Here is a 16,477-nt window from a genome sequence, read left to right on the forward strand (position 1 = left end):
GTCAGTCCACGTATTCCTGGGCGACCTGGACGTACTCGAAGCCCTTGACGTCGGTGGCGATCTGCATCTGACCGGTCTTCGATGAGGCGATCAGGGAGTTGAGCAGACCAGTGATCGCCGCGCTCAACGCCGACTCGGTGTCCGAACCGTCGGCGATGAACAGCGCCTTGGTCGCCACCTGTTCGAGCACGTCGCGCTTCGCGCCGCCGAAGCCGTAGGCGATCACGTGGGGGTGGCGTGGCCAGTCCCTGTCCACCAGCGCGCGGAAGGAGTTCCGCCACTGCGGGTCGGTAGGACCGCCGTCGGTCAGGAAGAAGATCGTCGGCCGCAGCACGTCGAGGTTCTGCATCCTCAGGTTGCTGACGTCCTGTTCGATGCACTCCCGTACCCGGTCGAAGGTCTTGCCGTACTCCGTACGCCCGCCGCAGATCACCTCGGGCATGGCCGGCACCTGCTCCATGTCCGACATGGGGATCACCACGTGGACGTCGGTGGAGAAGGCGATCACGCTGACTCGAGCGAACTCCGAGACGCGTGGATTCGTCGCGAGGTTGTAGTGCAGGCGGGAGAGGGTTGCGTTGAGCACTGCCTCGTGGGGATTCATCGACGAGGACGCGTCGATCACCACGTAGGTGGGCAGGCAGAGTGACATGGTGCACCTCTGAGCTAGTGGTTGGAGGCGATGATGAAGAGCAGGATCACGGCTATGACGAGTACGAGAATCCAGCCGACCTGCGGGTTGGACTCACGCGGTTCGGGGGGCCCCGGTTTGGGTCCCTGCACGGGCACATCGGTGCCGGCGGGGGACTGCGGGATCGGAGTCTGCGTGGGCTGAGGGGGCAGCGGGGGCAGCGCGGTGCGTGGAGGACGTGGGGCGGTCCTGAGATAGGGCCCGCTGTTGAGCGCTTGGTTCAGCTGAGCGGCCGAGGGCCGTCGCTCGCGGTCGGTCGCGAGCAGCATGTCGAGCAGTACTTCGGATACGGCGGGCTGGTTCTGCCAGTGGGACGCGGCGACGGTGTGGAAGGCGTGCGCGTCACGTCGGCCCGTCAGACATTTGGCGACGAGCAGTCCGAGCCGGTAGCGGTCGGTGTACTCGTCCGCGTCGGTGCCCGGCGGCGTGAGCGGGTCGGCCCAGTTCGGCTGGTGGAGGTCAGGCATCTTCTGCGGCTGACAGCCATCGACGTCGATGAGGTAGACAGAGCGCTGATCCGGGCTCCAGAAGGCGTTGGAGAACGACCAGTCCGAGTAGACCAGCCCGAGACGTTCCAGGATCGCGGCGAGGTCCGTCAGTTGGATGCAGGCGGCCAGCCTGCCGGCGAAGCCGGGGGTCGGCAGTCCGACGCCCCGGATCGATTCGTCGGACTTCGCCAGCCAGTCGATCTCCACGAATCGGTGGTCGCTGAAGACGCCGCGCCGCAGCTCGGAACGGTACTGCTCGGGCGCCATCGGGATCACGCAGCCGACGGCCGGGTTGCCGGGCCCGTGGATCCGGGCCGCGGGCCAGCACGTCCCGGCGTACAGGACCGTGCGATCCGACTCCGACAGCGTGCCCGGAGCCGAGATCAGCAGGTCGAGCCGGTGGGCGTCCTCCGGGTGCTGGTCCGGCCGGTAGAGCTTGGCCAGCCAGCCCGGATGGTCCGTCAGTGGCCTTACGGCGATGGCCTGGCCGTTGTGTTCGGAGATCGGCTCGGCCAAGGGGCCGAGATCGCCGACGCTCACGGTCCGTGGCAACGCCCAGCCCCGCGGGTCGGCCGCCGGGCCGTCGCCGACACTGTTGTCGGCGCCGTCGATGAGATGGGGTTCTGTCATGCCCCGTCACCGTTCCAGAGCACGACAGCGGTGCGGTCGTCAAGGCACTGCGGTGCGTCGAAGCCGACGTCGGCGGTGAACCGCGTGGCCGGGACCGGCGAGCGCCAGGCGTTCGCGAAGTACTCGTTGACGTTGCCCGCCGGGTCCGTCCACGCGTCGCCGATCCCGTCCGTGACCAGGGCGAGGGCGGCGCCGGGAGCCAGCGTGAGGTAGTGGTCCCTGGCCAGTTGTGGGGTGTCCGGCAGTCGCCCGGCGACCTCGTTCGAGACCACCTCGGCGGCGCGGTCCTTGGCCTCGCCGGCGGAGAACCGCCACAGCGGGACGCGCGGGTCGAGCGTCCAGGCCGAACTGTCGCCGAGCCAGCCGACCCAGGCCTTCGCGACGCCGTTCGCGTCCGGCTCGGCGAGCACCGCGGTGATCAGTACGGTGGCCAGGTGCGAGGTGTCGACGCCACGTCCGGCCGCGTGCGCGGCGACCGACTCCGCGATCCGCCCGTACAGCTCCTTGACGTCGAACCCGCCGAAGCCCACTGTCTCGATCTGTTCGCGCAGCAGGGTGACGGCCTGACTGGAGGCCGTGGTGGCCCCGGCATCGGACCAGGCCGCGCTGGACAGGCCGTCGGCCACGGCCACGATCGCGTACCGGCTGTCCCGGCTCCGCCCGATCCGGTACGAGTCCTGCCGCGGCTCGGCGAGCGAGCCGCAGCGGTGGCCGGGCCCGATGACGGAGGCTGCGCGGATGGTGAAGGCACCGACCGTGGCCTCGTCGGCGGCGATTCCGTTCTGTACCGTGCGCTCCGGCAGCAGCCAGGGATAGCCCTGGGCACGGGCACCGTCGCCGAAGCGGGGAACGCTCAGATCGGTCGGCCGCTCGCGCAGGAACGGCTGGGGTCGCGGGGGCTGGGACTGCGGCGCCGCAGGGCCGGTGACGTAGCGGCAGATCGGAACCGTTGCGCTGGGCCGGGATGTCTGTTCGAGTCGATCCCGCTCCCGGGCCGGCGCCGCGGCGGACTCCGACGCCAGCACGGCCGCCGCGCCGGCGACACCCACTGCCGCGAGGGCGAACCCGTCCACCAGCAGGCCGTACCGCCGATGCTCCGTGCCTACCTCGATGAACGCCCCGATGAGGACGGCCACGAGCAGCACCGCGCGCGCCCGTCCGTCCATGAGGCCGCCTCGCCGGCTGTCGTACCGGCTCACGGCTGCTCCTCGGAATTGCGGGATTTCGGACCGGAGGCAAAGTGCTGAGTGCCGCTCTGCACAGCGAATACCTCACCAGAATTGGTGGCGGAATTGACCTGGATCACGATGTCCGGCCTTTCTGCAGTGCGCAGGGAGGCCAGGGCCCTCACGTCCTGGGCGAGATCCGGGTTCTGGTCGAGCAGTTGGGACAGGACCTCGGTCCAGTAGTGCACTGCCCCGGCCTCGACCGCTCCCCTCGCGGCGGTCGACTGCCGGTTCAGCGCGACGGAGAGCTCGTTGCGGCGGCTGCCGCGAGTCCGTGCCAGGACGCCGCTCATCAGCCTCTTCGCCTCCTGCCAGAGATCGGTGCCCATGGCGGAGACCAGAGCGGTGGCGCCGCCCGCGGCCAGCTCACCGAGTTCCTCGTTCATCAGCGCGTCTCAACCTCGGTCGTTGTGGCGGATGTACTGATCGCCCCGGTGTACGGCGAAGACCGTGCCGTTTCCCGTGGCCTGGACGAACTGCTCCACGGTCCGCGGTCCGGGCTGCGCGAGCTGCTCGCCGGAGCCGGAATCCCGGCGGGCACCGACCTGCGGCCCGACGGGACTGCCCGGGTACCAGAGCCAGGCCCGCGCGGCGTACTCCTTGACCCGGACGTCGGCCGCGGTGAAGGCGTCTGCTTCGAGCCCCTCGTGGCCGTGCCCGACCGTTTCCTCGTAGAAGTGGTGCGAAAGGATCGCGGCCAGCGGAGTGCCGCCGGTACCGGCCAGGGTCGCGTGCCGCAGCGGGGCCGAGTCGAGCAGCCGGGCCAGCGCCTCGAAGGGGGCGCCGGAGACGGTGCCGTCCGGATCGAGCCGGATCTCCCCCGCGTGCACCGCGGCCCGCACCCGCAGCCGGGTGTCCGCGCCGGAGTCCCTGTTGTGCTCGCGGATCCGTGAGCCCAGTTCCGGGAGCAGCGGGAAAAGCAGTCTGGCCTTGGGCAGCGCGGGCGGGGCGACGAGTTGGCAGCCGTCGCCGGTGTCGACGTACACGAAGTCCCGCCCGTTCAGATCCGCCATGGCCAGGGCGTCGGACAGCGCGGAATGCAGAACTCTGCGGATCTCCTGCAGCCGCTGCTCGCCGCGGCCTGCGGAGCCCGCGATATCGCACGCCAGCAGGGCGCGGTATTCGTACTTCGGATTCACAGTTCCTCCGCGATCACGACGGGGTCAGGCAATCGGGGTCCGACAATTCGAAGATCGATTTGCCGTCGTCCGGTTATCCGGTGTCGAGAAGATGATTGACGAGACCGTAGAGGAGGGGTCCCCGGGTAGAACGGCTACTAATACGGCTTGTGCGGCTTCGGCTGCACGAGGAAGAGAGGTGGCGGATGAGCAACACGCGGGTTCGCGGGGCCGTGGCCTACTGGCCGCCGGCCGGGCTGCTCGGCAGAGTCGACGAGGCCGACCGCGCGATCCTCATGGGACTCGGCCACGGCGTGGCCTACCCGGCTGGTCAGATCACCATCCGCGAGGCCGACACCTCGGACTTCGCGCTGCTCCTGCTCGGCGGCATGGTCAAGGTCACCGCGCGTGCGCAGGACGGCCGCGAAGCGCTGCTGGCCGTGCGGATGGCCGGGGACCTGGTCGGGGAGTTCGCCGGGATCGACGGTCAGCCGCGCGTCGGCACCGTGACCGCCTGTGGCCGGGTTCTGGCCCGCTACATACTCCGTTCCGAACTGCTGGAGTGCACGAAACAGCATCCCGCCATAGGACTCGCGCTCAGCGCGAGTGTGGTGGCCAAGCTGCGCACGGCGACCGGCCGGATCGTCGACTTCACCGGTTGCGACGTGCTCGGGCGGCTGGCCAGGATCCTGCACCACCTGGCCGTCACCTACGGGCGTCCCGGCCGCAATGAAGCCCAACTCCCGTTGTCACAGCCGGAGATGGCCACCTTGGTCGGCGCGGCCGAGTCGTCGATCCACAAGGCCCTGCGGGCGCTGCGGGAGTCGGGCGCGGTCGTGACCGGCTACCGCAGGATCACGATCCTCGACCTGGATCACCTCGCCCGGATCGCCGGCGCGGCCGGGCCCGCCGGATCGTCGGCGATCTCGCCGAACACGTAATAGCGCCGGGTTCGCACGGCGGGTCGGCGCCACCATGACCAACTGCCGGGACCCGGGCGTTGGAGAGGACGGGGGAAGCAGATGCCAGAGAACAACGGTGGTCCGGAGGATCCCGAGTGGATCCGGGTCGGCGACGTGTCCGGAACGGTGGTCATAGGCAACCAGAACAACGTGAGCGTCGTGCACACGGGCCCGCTACCGGATCCGGTCAGGCGCCGGCCGATCTCCCAGCTGCCGCGGTCGGCCGTCGAGCCGCTGATCGGACGAGAGCGGGACCTGCGCGTAGTGCAAGAGGCCATCGAGGCAGGTCAGTTGGTGCAGGTCTGGGGCGCGTCCGGGGTCGGCAAGAGCGCGCTGCTGCGCCACTTCGCGTGCAAGACGCCGAGCGGGCCCGAGGATGTGGCCTATATCGAGGCCGGCGGACGTACGGCTGATGACATCGCGCAGGCGATCTTCGACATCAGCTTCCACGCGCCGAACTACAAGCCGTCGCTGGAGGTGCTGAAGGAGCATCTGAAGACCCTGCGGCTGCGGATCTACCTGGACGACGCGGGACTCGACGAGAAGGACCTGCGCCGGCTCTTCGACATGGCCGAGCAGTCCACGTTCGTCTTCACCTCGCAGCAGCGGTCGGCGCTCGACGGTGTGCACACGATCCAGCTCGAAGGGCTGAAGGCCCCGGCGGCGGCGGAACTGGTGGGGACGCTGCTCTCCCGCAAGCTGCGGCCCGACGAGGCGCCGATCGTGGACGCGCTGTGCGACGCGGTGGACGGCAACCCGCTCCAGCTGCGGCGCATCGCCCTGTCGGCCGCGACCGGCAAGGGCCTGCCGGGCATCGCCGATCTCCCCGAACTGCTTCCCGCGTTGCTGAACAGGCTCCGGCCCGAGGAGCGCGACCTGCTGTACCTGCTCGGCTCGCTGTCCGGCGCCGAGTTGGCCGCCCGGCATCTCGATGATCTGCTGGGCCTGCAGGACTCCGACGCGCTCGCCGACGGTCTGGTGCGACACGGCCTGCTGCTCGCCTCGGAGACCGGCTACAGCTGTCCGCCGGACGTCGCCGAGTGTGTGTGGAGGAGCCGGGCGACGGAGTTTCCCGCCGACCGGCTCTGCCGGGCGCTCACCGACTGGGTCGAGGCGAAGGACACCACCCCGGACGACGTCGCGGCACACTTCCAGGCTCTGGACGTCGCGGTGCTGCGGGCGGAGCGGAGCGGACACGCCCAGCTCGGCGCGGCACTGGCCCGTGCCGCCTCCCCGAAGCTGGCGCTGTCCCGGCAGTTCGACGCGTGGGGCAGCCTGCTCGGAGTCGGTTGGAAAGCGGCGAAGAGCGCGGGGGACAAGGAGGGAGAGGAGTTCTTCCTGCGCGAGGCCCGCACCCGCCGGAGGGCGCTCGGGCGGGCCGCACAGACGACGGCCCTGGTACTGGAGGCGGAGGTGCTGTGGCGGGAACTCACCGCCCTGCACGCGCATTCGGCGGCCCACCAGGTCGCCAACGCGGCGCCGACCACCACACCGCCGGTCCACCCGTTCACCCCGACGCACGGCGCGGTCCACACGCAGGCCATCACCCACCCGACCGTCTCCTCGTCCGCCGCTTCGGCTCACGCGCACACAGCCCTGCCCGCACGCGCGGCGAGGCCGGTGGTCGACCTGTCCCATGCCTCCGCACAGCCGCACGTCGCCGCCCACACGGCCGGCGCGCACTCAGCCGCACCGAGCCCGAAGCGGATCGACCTCTCGTCGGCGCACCCTTCCGTCGCCCGGTCGCCGCACACCGTGGGCACCACGACCGGGACGAGCACAGGCCGTACGGCGCTCACCGCCGCCGGCGCGGCGACTGCCAAGGGCGGAATATCGGCACTCGCCCTCGCCTGCACGCTCGGCCTCGTAGCCGTGCTGGGCGTGGGTGCCGCGGTGTACGCGAACGACCAGCCGAACTCGTCTCCAGTCGTCACGTCGAGCTCCGTCAGTACTCCGAACCCGATCGACGACACCTTGCCGGCCGACGGCACCGAGCCCACCGTCGATCCCGTGTGCGCGACCGTCATCTCCGAACTGTCGTCAGAGACCCAGCAGTTCAACACCGACACCGCTATCGCGTCCGCCGCGGTCGACTCGTACAACAGCGACATGGCCTCCTACAACTCGGGCGCCACGTCCACCGCTCCCGACGACAGCACGGTGCTCTCCAAGGTCGGCACCGTCATCAGCGACCTGGGTTCCATCGTGTCCACGTTGCAGGGGGCCATCTCGCAAGCGCAGGACAGCTCCGTCGTATCAGACCTCGACGACATGCTGACCGCCGCTCAGCAGCTCCAGAGCCTGTACCAGTCGTACGAGAACGATCCGAAGAATTCCGAGGTCGACCCGTCGAGTCAGGCCCCGGCGATGAACTCGGCTTCGCACAGCCTGCAGACGGACTGCGGCGCTGTCTGACCCCCGCTCCTGACCGGAAGAAAGGCCTGCCATGCCCGCGGAATCCACACACGGGGACATCCACACCGGGGACGTCTCCGGCACCTTCGTCGTAGGAGACAACAACCGCGTGACGACCACGACGCACCGCCCTGAGCAGCCGCAGCCGCAGCCGCAGCAGGAGAACTCGGCGAAGGACCAGGCTGCCGTCTTCGCGGTCGAACACGGCATCATGCACGTCACATACAACGCCGGAGCCGAGCGTGAGGCGGAAGGCTGAGAAACGCCGCGTGCCCCGGCCGACGATCGACCGGGGCACGTACGCTGCGGTTCGCTCAGTCCTTGTCGGCCAGCAACTCCAGGTCCTGAGCGCTCAGCGTCGCCGTCTTCAGCAGTTCCCTGATCAGGTTGACACTGAGTGTCGAGCCGACCGGCTCGCCGACCTCGTCGCGCAGCAGTCCGCGCACGCCCCGGCGGTGCAGCCGTTCGCGCACGTCCTCGACCGTGTTCGCGACCGACTTGTGGGTCCAGGACTTTGTCACGTAAGGGGAGGCGTTGACCAGGCGGGCAGTGTCCTCCCAGGCCAGCGGGAGCGGGAAGGCATCGTGGCCCTCCAGGTAGCGCCGGGCGAGAGCGGTGAGCACCAGCCGCTCCTGCGGGGAGAGTTCGTAGACCGTCTCGGGGTCCACCGTCTCCGCGCCGCTCGTGGAGCGTGGGTGCTCGTCGTCCTCGTCCGCGACGCGGACCTCCACCAGGTGCGAACGCCGCTTGGACGAGTTGATCACCAACGGGGTGTACCCGGACTCGATGAGCCGCTTGTGGCCGGTGAGCATCAGCACGCCGTCGGGCAGTTCGATCGGCAGATTGCCGGTGTTGACCAGCCACCAGTCACCGTCCGTGGCCGTGCAGGTGAACACGCCGTGCCGACGGCTGACGGTCGGGTCGTCGACACCGACCGGCACATGAACGTCCTCGCGGTCGCGCCCGAACAGCAGCGTGTACCGGCGCGGCGGCACGGCGTACCCGCCCTCCGGACCCAGTACGAAGATCGTCCCCGGCGGCGCCGAGGGCACCCTGTCGGAGGGACTGCCCGGCGGCAGCATCTGGGGCGGAAAGTTTCCGTACGCCATGTCACATACCTCCGGCTCGGCTCGCGTCAGTGTATGAACGCACTCCGAGGACCGGTCCTCCCGCCGGATGTGTACGCCGGGCAAGGGCGCGCCCGCCGCCAACTTGTGTTGCCTGGCCCTGACTTGCTCGATAGCCTGCCCGTCCGTGAGCGCGAGCGGTCGGGGAACTGCTGATGATGGATAGCACGATCGCCGAACCGCTCGGCGCGGACGACCCGCAGGAGATCGGCAGCTTCAACATCATCGGCCTGCTCGGCGTCGGCGGCATGGGCGAGGTCTATCTCGGGGCGTCCGACAAGGGCTACGCCGCCGTCAAGCGCGTCCGGTCACGGTTGGTCTCCAGCGAGCGTTTCGAACGCGAGGTCGGCATCCTCTACCGGGTGCCGACCGGGGTCGGGCCGCGGGTGCTGGCGAGCGACGGCACCGCGGAACGCCCCTGGTTCGCCACCGAGTACCTACCCGGACTCACCGTGGACGAGGCGGTCCGGCTGCGTGGCCCGCTGCCCGCCGAGGCGCTGTGGCTGCTGCTGGCCGAGGCGACCGCTCACCTGTCGGCCGTGCACGCGCTCGGGATCGCGCACCGCGACGTCAAGCCCGGCAACGTCATGCTGGTGCGGGACGGCGTGAAGCTGATCGACTTCGGCATCGCGCGCGCCGCGGACCAGGCGAGGCTCACCAAGGGCGGCGGCAGCTACGGAACGCAGGGCTTCTCGGCACCGGAACAGCAGGCCGGGGACGAGGACGTGGACGCGCCCGCGGACGTCTACTCGCTCGCGGCGCTCCTGCTCTACGCGGCCTCGGGCCGCACGCCCGGCGTCGTCCCCGACGTCGAGCCGCTGCGCGCCGTGGACGCCGACCTCGCCGCCGTCGTCGAGTCCTGTCTCGCGACCGACCCCGGAGCCCGCCCCACCGCCGGCGAGCTGGCGGAGGCGGCCCGCGCACACCTGCGCGTTCCGCCTCCCCCTTGGCCTTCCGAGGTCATGTCACGCATCGCCTCGCGACGTGCCTTCGCCGCGACGCCGGTCGGCAAGCTGGAGACCGTCCCGCCGCCGGACCTGGATTCGGATCCGATGCCTGAGACCGGGCCCACGTCTGCCGCGGTACCTCGCCACCCACGCAAACGCCTGCTCCTGCTCCCGACCGCCGCAGTGATCGCCCTCGGCGCCGTCGCCGCGTTCGTGCTCGTCCCGCCCGCTTCCCGGCACAAAGGGGCTGCGCATCCGTCCGGCAGCGCGTCGGTCAGCGTCGAGCCCGTGGTCGGGGCGACACGGACGTCCTCCGCGAACCCAAGCCGTTCGGCCTCGCGCACCGCGGAGTCCGGGCGCCCGACCCCGGTCATCCCGGCCGCCACCGACACGACGGTCCCGCCGCGCGCGTCCAGCGCGCGTTCGCCCTCTGGCCCCGTCGCGACCGCCGCGTCCTCAGCAGCCGCCACCCGCGTCACCTCGTCGTCGATGAGTGGTATCAACGGCAGCGACGACCCGGCACAGGTCAAGGGCTCCGAGGCGGACACCTCCTGGGTCGGCAACGACGCCGCCTGCTCCGCCTGGCTGGACGACAACGGCTCCGGCGAACTCGCAGGCGTGCTCAATACCTCCCTGAATCAAAGTTGCGACGCCGAGCTCTACCGCAGCGACGGCATCGCGTACACGTTCTATGCCTCCTGGGGCGCCGCGAAGACAAATTTCATCTCAGACGTCGGCCACACGATGTGGATCTGCGTCTGGAACGCGAGCGACCGATCCGACGAGCAGTGTGCCCCCCGCTTCGCCATGAACGGCCACACCCCCGTCAAGCAGTGAAACAAGCGGGCCAAGTAGAGACAGAGTGCCGGTATGGGTGGGGCTCGAACGTGATGCCAGTAGTCTTCCGCAGCCGTCTGACCAGGTCATCAATAGACCGGCCGCCAAGGCACGGGCCCCCGAGATGAGACAGCTCCGATCCCGGTGGGCGTGGGGCGTGCGAGCACAGTCGCACGATGAGCACGTTTCGTAAATGAGTGTTCGGGGGTCTCTGTGTTTGAGCGCAAGGATGAGGGCAGCCGGTGCCAGCCGTTCCCGCCAGGCGTGTGCGTCATCCCCCCGGCTACAGGGCGGTTGCCGCCGGGGCCAGTGCCTGGCGGTACCAGCTCTCGTAGTGGGCGAAGCGCTCGCTGAAGGCGCCCGGTGTGCAGTCGAGGTCGGCCCACAGCGGCTCGCTGTCGAACCAGTGGTCGGTGACCATCATGTCCAGGTCGTGCCGCGAGCGTCCCTGCGCCCGCAACCACTCGTACGCCTCGTCGAGGGTCAGGTCCCGCTCCGGCCAGGCAACGGACGCGACATCGCCGACCGCGCCCAGGACGGTGTGCCAGGGCACGGGTTCGGGGTGACAGGCGTGGTAGACGGGCGCGGTGAGCTGTTCGCGGGGCGCCAGGGCGACGGCGACCAGCGCCCGGGCCAGGTCCTCGGCGGCGACCAGCGACACCCGTGCGCGCCAGCCCTCCACCGTGCCGGGCAGACCGCGCAGCAGCCGGGCCAGCGCGGGTGCCACCCGTGTGTCCCCCTCGCCGTAGACGAGGTGCGGGCGTACGACCGTGCCGCCCGCGGCGAGTACGGCGTCCTCGCCGACCGCCCGGGTCCGCGAGGTGACCGAGACCGGAGAGCGGTCCAGGTCCTGTGGCCGGGCCTGTAGGAAGGTGCCCCGCCCGTATACGGCGGCGGTGCTGAGGTGGACGACGCGGCCGACCCCGGCCCGGTGTGCCTCGGCCACGAGCGCGGCCGTGCCGCGGGCGTTGACCGCCTCGCACAGCGCGTCCGGGCCGCCGATCTGCGAGGCGCAGTGCAGCAGGGCGTCGGCGCCGTCGCACAGGCCGTGCAGCGAACCGGGGTCGGTCAGGTCGGCGGGGACGATCGTCGTGCCCGGCGCGCCGCTCGTGCGCACCTGGCTGCGATGGGCCGTCAGCCGTGCAGTGAGGCCCTGGCGTTCGGCCTCGCGAGCGACATGGCGGCCGACGAATCCGCCGGCGCCGGTGATCACCACGGTGGGCAAGGTTCGGCTCCTCACAGGGCCTGGTGCGGGCACAGGGTCACTCGGTGGAACTCGGCCGGGTCGCGCCGGGCGAACACGTCCAGCATGACGTCGACCGCCTGGTCAACCAAGGGGAACTGGCGTGGGTGTTCCCCCACGGGGCAAGGAGGTGTGCGGAGGCCGCGAACTCGTCGGTCGGTCTGCGGACTGCGGGCGCCAACCTCCTGCCGACGGCCCTTCGCGGACGCCGCGAACCCGTCGGCCGGCCCACGGACTGCGGGAACCGACCTCCCTGCCCGGTGGGCGCCCGGAACACGACACCCGGCGCCCGCGGCGTATTAAAGAAGTCCTTACCGTGAACGGCTAGCATCGCGGGTCGGAAATCGTCGGTGGCCGGGATGGGGTGAAGGACATGGAGGACCGGGCGCCGAGGATCGCCGTCGCCGTGGTGACCATGGGGAACAGGCCCGACGAGGTCGACGCCCTGCTGGAGTCAGTCGCCAAGCAGGATCTGGCCCCCGCCCGCATCGTGGTCGTCGGCAACGGCTGCCCGCTGTCCGACTTCGCCGACCGCCTGGCGCTCCCCGGCGAGGTCACCCTCCTCGAACTCGACGAGAACCTCGGCTGCCCCGGCGGCCGGAACCAGGCGCTGGCCCGGCTGCGGGAGTTCGGGGACGTGGACGTCGTCGTGGAACTGGACGATGACGGGCTGCTCGTCGACGCGGACGTACTGCGACGGGTACGGGACCACTTCGCGGCCGACCCGAAGCTCGGCATCGTCGGCTTCCGCATCGCGGACGAGCACGGCGAGACACAGCAGCGGCACGTGCCCCGGATCGGCGCATCCGACCCGATGAAGGGCGGCTACGTCACCGGATTCCTTGGTGGCGGCCACGGCTTCCGCACGGCCATGCTCGACGAGATCGGCGACTGGCCCGCCGAGTTCTTCTTCGCCCACGAGGAAACCGACCTGGCCTGGCGCGCCACCGACGCCGGCTGGCGGATCCTGTACGCACCCGAACTGCTGCTCCAGCACCCGAAGACCTCACCGGCCCGGCACGCCATCTACTACCGCGTGAACGCCCGCAACCGGGTGTGGCTGGTCCGCCGCCGACTGCCCATCCCCCTGATCCCGGTCCACCTGGGGATCTGGACGCTGCTCACACTCCTGCGGACCCGCTCGCGAGCCGGTCTGCGGGCCTGGTTCGGCGGGTTCGTCGAGGGGCTGCGGGAGCCGGCCGGCAAGCGGCGGCCCATGCGCTGGCGGACGGTGTGGCGGCTCGCCCGGCTGGGCCGGCCGCCCGTCATCTGAAGGCAGGACGAGGGTCCCGGTCGCTCACCTCCGCCGACCGGGACCCTCTCGTGTCCCCGGATCCGGCCGCGGCAGCGACACTCCCCCGAGTTACGCGTTCTACGCGCGCACCCCCGGGCCAGATCCGATGAAGTGATCACATCAGGTGCTGCCAACGGATCGCTAACATGTGGCCAACGGGTCTGCGTTCAGGCGTCGGTCGATTGGCGTGAAGCCGCCGGCCGCCGACGCCGGACGGCCGCAGCCGCGGCGGATTCGAACGGAGACCGTCGAGCAATGGGTGGCGGGAAACCGTCGTGACAGGGCGGAAATCCGCCAAGAAGGCGGAAACGCAGTGGACGGCGTGAGGCGGCACGAGCTGCGCTTCGGACTGCTGGGACCGCCGGTTCTGTACGACGTCCAGAGCGCCCCAGGTGTGTCCGGCGTCGCCGACGACGAGGCCGGTGTCAACGCGATCGGCAGCCCCAAGGTCCGTACCCTCCTTGCCGCCCTGCTCCTCGAAGCCGGCCGCGTCGTCTCCGTCGAGACGCTCAAGGACGCGCTGTGGGGCGGGGCGCCGCCCGCCTCCGCACAGGCCTCGCTGCACAACCACGTGGCCCGGCTGCGGCGGCTGCTGGACGACCCCGAGCGGCTGCGGGCCGTGCCGCCCGGATATGTGCTGAGGGTCGAACAGGGCGAACTGGACGTCCATGTCTTCGAACGCCATGTCGCGGCGGCACGCGGTGCGCACGCCGACCGCGACTGGGAGCGGACCGTGCGCGAGTGCATGTCCGCGCTCGCGCTGTGGCGCGGCACCCCGCTCAGCGGGCTCCCCGCCGAGCTGAGCGGATACGCCTTCGTCCAGCGGCTGCAGGAGGCGAGGCTGCTGCTTCTGGAATGGCGCCACGACGCCGAGCTGGCTGCCGACAGCGCCCGACTGGACGTACTCGTACCGGAGTTGGCCGCCCTGACAGCCGAGCATCCACTGCGCGAGGCCTTCCACCGCCAGCTGATGCTCGCCCTGCACCGCACCGGCCGGCAGGCCGAGGCCCTTGCCGTCCACCGCGACCTGCGCACCCGCCTGGTGGAGGAACTGGGTGTCGAACCGGGCGCGGCGGTACGCGAGGCGCATACGGAGGTACTGAAAGGGGCCGACGGCCCGGCAGGCGCCGACGGCGGGCAACGCCCGCCCCGGCCACCCGCACCCCACGACAAAAGCGGTACGGGTGGTGCGCATGGGCTCTCGCGCCCGGTCGAGGGCCGGGTGCCACCCGCCACGTCATCCCCCATGCCACCCGCGCCGGCGCAACTCCCCCCGCCACCTCCCCACTTCACCGGCCGCACGCCCGAACAGACCGACCTGCACCGGGCCCTGCTCGACCGGCGCAGTCACGCCCTCACGGTCATCAACGGCATGGCCGGCGTGGGCAAGAGCGCCCTCGCCCTGCACGTATCCCATCAGCTGCGGGAACGTTTCCCCGACGGTCAGCTGTACGTCAACCTGCACGGCGCCACCCCCGGCATGACCCCGCTCACCTCCGCGCAGGCGCTCACCGCCCTGCTCCGCGACCTGGGCACAGAGCCCCGCCGCATCCCCGAACACCCGGACGCGGCCGCCGCGTTGCTGCGCTCGCTGCTCGCGCCGACCCGCACGCTGCTGGTCCTGGACGACGCCGCGAACGCCGCACAGGTGCGGCCGCTGCTGCCGGCGGGCGCCGGGTGCGCCGTGATCGTCACCAGTCGTTCGCCGCTGACCGCCCTCGACGGCGCCCGCCGCTTCCCGCTCACCCCCTTGAGTGACGAGGAGAGCGCCGCGCTGCTGCGGGCGCTCTCCGGCCGCAGCGCCCTCGACGCCGCCCACCCCCTCGTCGAACTCGCCGGCCGCCTCCCGCTCGCCCTGCGCATCGTCGCGGCCCGCCTCGCCGCCCGCCGCGCGCTCACCCCTGAGGTGCTCGCCGGTCAACTGGCCGCCACCGAGGGGCGGTTGCACCATCTGGAGTACGACGACCTGAGCGTCCGCCGCTCCCTGGCCGTCGCCCATGACGCGCTCGCCGCCTCGGAGCGGGAGGCCGACCGGGATGCCGCCCTCGTGCTGCGCGGCATCGGCGCCCTCGATCTGCCCGCGTACGGCGCGCCCCTGCTCGCCCACCTCGTCGGCATCGACGCGCGCCGCGCCGAGGCCGCGTTGGACCGGCTCGTCGACGTGGCCCTCCTGGAGGAGACGGCGTACGGCCGTTACGCCCCGCACGACCTGGTGCGCGACTTCGCCCGCGAACTCGCCGCGGACGAGACCGACGCCGTCGACTCCGCCCTGCCCTGGTACGCCGCCGCGGCCGAACTCGCCCTCGCCGCGCTCGTCGAACCGGGCCTCGACCAGGACGACCGCCGCCGCCCGACCGCGGCCCAGCCGCCGGACCACGTGGCACACGTGGCCGCCCTACCCGGCTTCGAATCCTCCGGACAGGCCTTCGCCTGGGGCGACATGGAGCTGGGAAACGTCGTCACGCTGGTCGAGCGGCACGCCGAGGACACCGACGAACTGAGGGCCGCCCGCATCTCGGTACTGATCCGCCTCTTCTTCCCGTATGTGCAGCGCAGTGGCCGTGTCGCCGAGATGGAGGTGCTCGGCCGGGCCGCTCTGAGCGTGGCGCGCCGGCTCGGTGACGAGGCCGCCGAGGCATACGCGCTGGGGGACCTGGCCGGCCTGCACTTCCTGACCGGGCAGCAGAGCGAGGCCCTCGACCTCAACGACCGGGCACTGGCGATCTGGCGGCGGCTCGACCGCGTCTCCTGGATGCGCCGCTGCCTCAACAACCGGGGCCTGCTGCTCGAAGGGCTCGGCCGTTACGAGGAGTCCCGGCGGGCCCTGCGCCAGAGCCTGGAGTACTCACGGCAGTTGAACGACCCGCACGGCGAGGCCGTGACCCGCAGCCACCTCGGCAACCTGTACGAGCACACCGATCCGCGGGCCGCGATCGAGCAGCACCGGCGCTCGCTCGCCATCGGCCACGAGATCGGTGCCGTGATCGTGCAGCACTCCGCGCACTGCAACATCGGGTACGCCCATCTCACCCTCGGCGAACCGGTCGCCGCCGTCCCGCACTTCGAGGAGAGCCTGCGCATCCTGGGCGGACACGGCGACTGGCACGGAGAGTCGCAGACCCGGCTCGGGCTGGTGCGCGCGCTGAGGCTGCTCGGCCGTACGGACCGGGCCGGCGGCGAGTGCGCCGAACTGCTCCGCCGCGCGAACGCCCGCGCCGACCGCTACACGAGCGGTCTCGTGCGCCATCAGTACGGCCTCCTGCTGCGGGAGCGGGGCCATGCGCTGGAGGCTTACGAGGAATGGCGCGCGGCGCTCGACGCCCTGGACGGGACGGACGAGAAGACGGTGGTGACGGAACTGAGAGAACTACTGGCCGACCCCGAAACCCACTGACTCCCGAACGCCGACCCGCCGCCTGCCACTGCCGTTCACTGGGCCGACTCCAGTCGCACCGGCCCCCGTCACCCCGCCGGCCTGTCGCCCGTCGCCTGCCACCCG

Annotated in this window: 13 protein-coding genes; 6 read left to right on the top strand and 7 right to left on the bottom strand. The window is 71.1% G+C overall.

Translation table 11 applies throughout. The features are described 5' to 3' along the window. Position 1 precedes the first annotated feature (1 nt). Genes ACYUED_RS25030 through ACYUED_RS25050 form a run of 5 tightly spaced genes read right to left on the bottom strand, consistent with a single transcriptional unit; the run spans position 2 to position 4,174 of the window. Complete coding sequence (locus ACYUED_RS25030) at positions 2 to 652, bottom strand: vWA domain-containing protein (protein ID WP_491285226.1); 651 nt, start codon at positions 650 to 652, stop codon at positions 2 to 4. A gap of 14 nt (positions 653 to 666) precedes the next feature. Continuing rightward, positions 667 to 1,809 (bottom strand): hypothetical protein, encoded by a 1,143-nt coding sequence (locus ACYUED_RS25035; RefSeq protein ID WP_491285228.1) that lies wholly within the window; start codon positions 1,807 to 1,809, stop codon positions 667 to 669. Then, positions 1,806 to 3,008 carry a protein phosphatase 2C domain-containing protein gene (locus ACYUED_RS25040; RefSeq protein WP_491285230.1) on the bottom strand — a complete coding sequence of 401 codons (1,203 nt, stop codon included), beginning with the start codon at positions 3,006 to 3,008 and terminating at the stop codon, positions 1,806 to 1,808. The genes ACYUED_RS25035 and ACYUED_RS25040 overlap by 4 nt, the downstream gene beginning before the upstream one ends. Next, complete coding sequence (locus tag ACYUED_RS25045) at positions 3,005 to 3,421, bottom strand: hypothetical protein (RefSeq protein ID WP_491285232.1); 417 nt, start codon at positions 3,419 to 3,421, stop codon at positions 3,005 to 3,007. Before ACYUED_RS25045 ends, ACYUED_RS25040 begins: the two co-directional genes overlap by 4 nt. Positions 3,422 to 3,430: 9 nt before the next feature. Continuing rightward, on the bottom strand, positions 3,431 to 4,174 hold the full coding sequence (locus tag ACYUED_RS25050; RefSeq protein WP_491285234.1) for a hypothetical protein: 744 nt from the start codon (positions 4,172 to 4,174) through the stop codon (positions 3,431 to 3,433). Positions 4,175 to 4,359: 185 nt separating this feature from the next. On the opposite strand from ACYUED_RS25050, the gene ACYUED_RS25055 reads away from it, so the two are divergent. From ACYUED_RS25055 to ACYUED_RS25065, 3 genes are all read left to right on the top strand, one after another. Beyond that, the gene (locus ACYUED_RS25055; RefSeq protein WP_491285236.1) at positions 4,360 to 5,094 is read left to right on the top strand and encodes a Crp/Fnr family transcriptional regulator; all 735 of its coding nucleotides are present in this window, start codon (positions 4,360 to 4,362) and stop codon (positions 5,092 to 5,094) included. A gap of 81 nt (positions 5,095 to 5,175) precedes the next feature. Next, the gene (locus tag ACYUED_RS25060; protein ID WP_491285238.1) at positions 5,176 to 7,530 is read left to right on the top strand and encodes a hypothetical protein; all 2,355 of its coding nucleotides are present in this window, start codon (positions 5,176 to 5,178) and stop codon (positions 7,528 to 7,530) included. 31 nt (positions 7,531 to 7,561) lie between these two features. After that, on the top strand, positions 7,562 to 7,789 hold the full coding sequence (locus ACYUED_RS25065; protein ID WP_491285240.1) for a hypothetical protein: 228 nt from the start codon (positions 7,562 to 7,564) through the stop codon (positions 7,787 to 7,789). Between the two features lie 55 nt (positions 7,790 to 7,844). On the opposite strand, the gene ACYUED_RS25070 is transcribed toward ACYUED_RS25065, so the two are convergent. Further along, entirely contained in the window at positions 7,845 to 8,639 is a 795-nt protein-coding gene (locus tag ACYUED_RS25070) for an FHA domain-containing protein (RefSeq protein WP_491285242.1), read from the bottom strand. Positions 8,640 to 8,812: 173 nt separating this feature from the next. Between ACYUED_RS25070 and ACYUED_RS25075 the strand changes: the two genes are divergently transcribed. Further along, positions 8,813 to 10,441, top strand: coding sequence for a serine/threonine protein kinase (locus tag ACYUED_RS25075; protein WP_491285244.1), 1,629 nt, complete (start codon positions 8,813 to 8,815; stop codon positions 10,439 to 10,441). 283 nt (positions 10,442 to 10,724) lie between these two features. Here the strand turns inward: ACYUED_RS25075 and ACYUED_RS25080 are convergent, their stop codons facing one another. Beyond that, positions 10,725 to 11,657, bottom strand: coding sequence for an NAD-dependent epimerase/dehydratase family protein (locus ACYUED_RS25080; RefSeq protein ID WP_491294418.1), 933 nt, complete (start codon positions 11,655 to 11,657; stop codon positions 10,725 to 10,727). A 400-nt stretch (positions 11,658 to 12,057) separates the two neighbouring features. Here ACYUED_RS25080 and ACYUED_RS25085 point away from each other — a divergent pair, with 400 nt between their 5' ends. Further along, entirely contained in the window at positions 12,058 to 12,957 is a 900-nt protein-coding gene (locus ACYUED_RS25085) for a glycosyltransferase family 2 protein (protein ID WP_491285246.1), read from the top strand. 343 nt (positions 12,958 to 13,300) lie between these two features. Then, the gene (locus ACYUED_RS25090) at positions 13,301 to 16,372 is read left to right on the top strand and encodes an AfsR/SARP family transcriptional regulator (RefSeq protein WP_491294420.1); all 3,072 of its coding nucleotides are present in this window, start codon (positions 13,301 to 13,303) and stop codon (positions 16,370 to 16,372) included. Positions 16,373 to 16,477: the final 105 nt, after the last annotated feature.

Source organism: Streptomyces sp. DF42, from assembly GCF_058267695.1.

Bases quoted from the DNA above. Each gene is read 5' to 3' on its own strand.
- ACYUED_RS25030 (WP_491285226.1), bottom strand. From the start codon at position 652: ATGTCACTCTGCCTGCCCACCTACGTGGTGATCGACGCGTCCTCGTCG.
- ACYUED_RS25035 (WP_491285228.1), bottom strand. From the start codon at position 1,809: ATGACAGAACCCCATCTCATCGACGGCGCCGACAACAGTGTCGGCGAC.
- ACYUED_RS25045 (WP_491285232.1), bottom strand. From the start codon at position 3,421: ATGAACGAGGAACTCGGTGAGCTGGCCGCGGGCGGCGCCACCGCTCTG.
- ACYUED_RS25055 (WP_491285236.1), top strand. From the start codon at position 4,360: ATGAGCAACACGCGGGTTCGCGGGGCCGTGGCCTACTGGCCGCCGGCC.
- ACYUED_RS25060 (WP_491285238.1), top strand. From the start codon at position 5,176: ATGCCAGAGAACAACGGTGGTCCGGAGGATCCCGAGTGGATCCGGGTC.
- ACYUED_RS25065 (WP_491285240.1), top strand. From the start codon at position 7,562: ATGCCCGCGGAATCCACACACGGGGACATCCACACCGGGGACGTCTCC.
- ACYUED_RS25070 (WP_491285242.1), bottom strand. From the start codon at position 8,639: ATGGCGTACGGAAACTTTCCGCCCCAGATGCTGCCGCCGGGCAGTCCC.
- ACYUED_RS25075 (WP_491285244.1), top strand. From the start codon at position 8,813: ATGATGGATAGCACGATCGCCGAACCGCTCGGCGCGGACGACCCGCAG.
- ACYUED_RS25085 (WP_491285246.1), top strand. From the start codon at position 12,058: ATGGAGGACCGGGCGCCGAGGATCGCCGTCGCCGTGGTGACCATGGGG.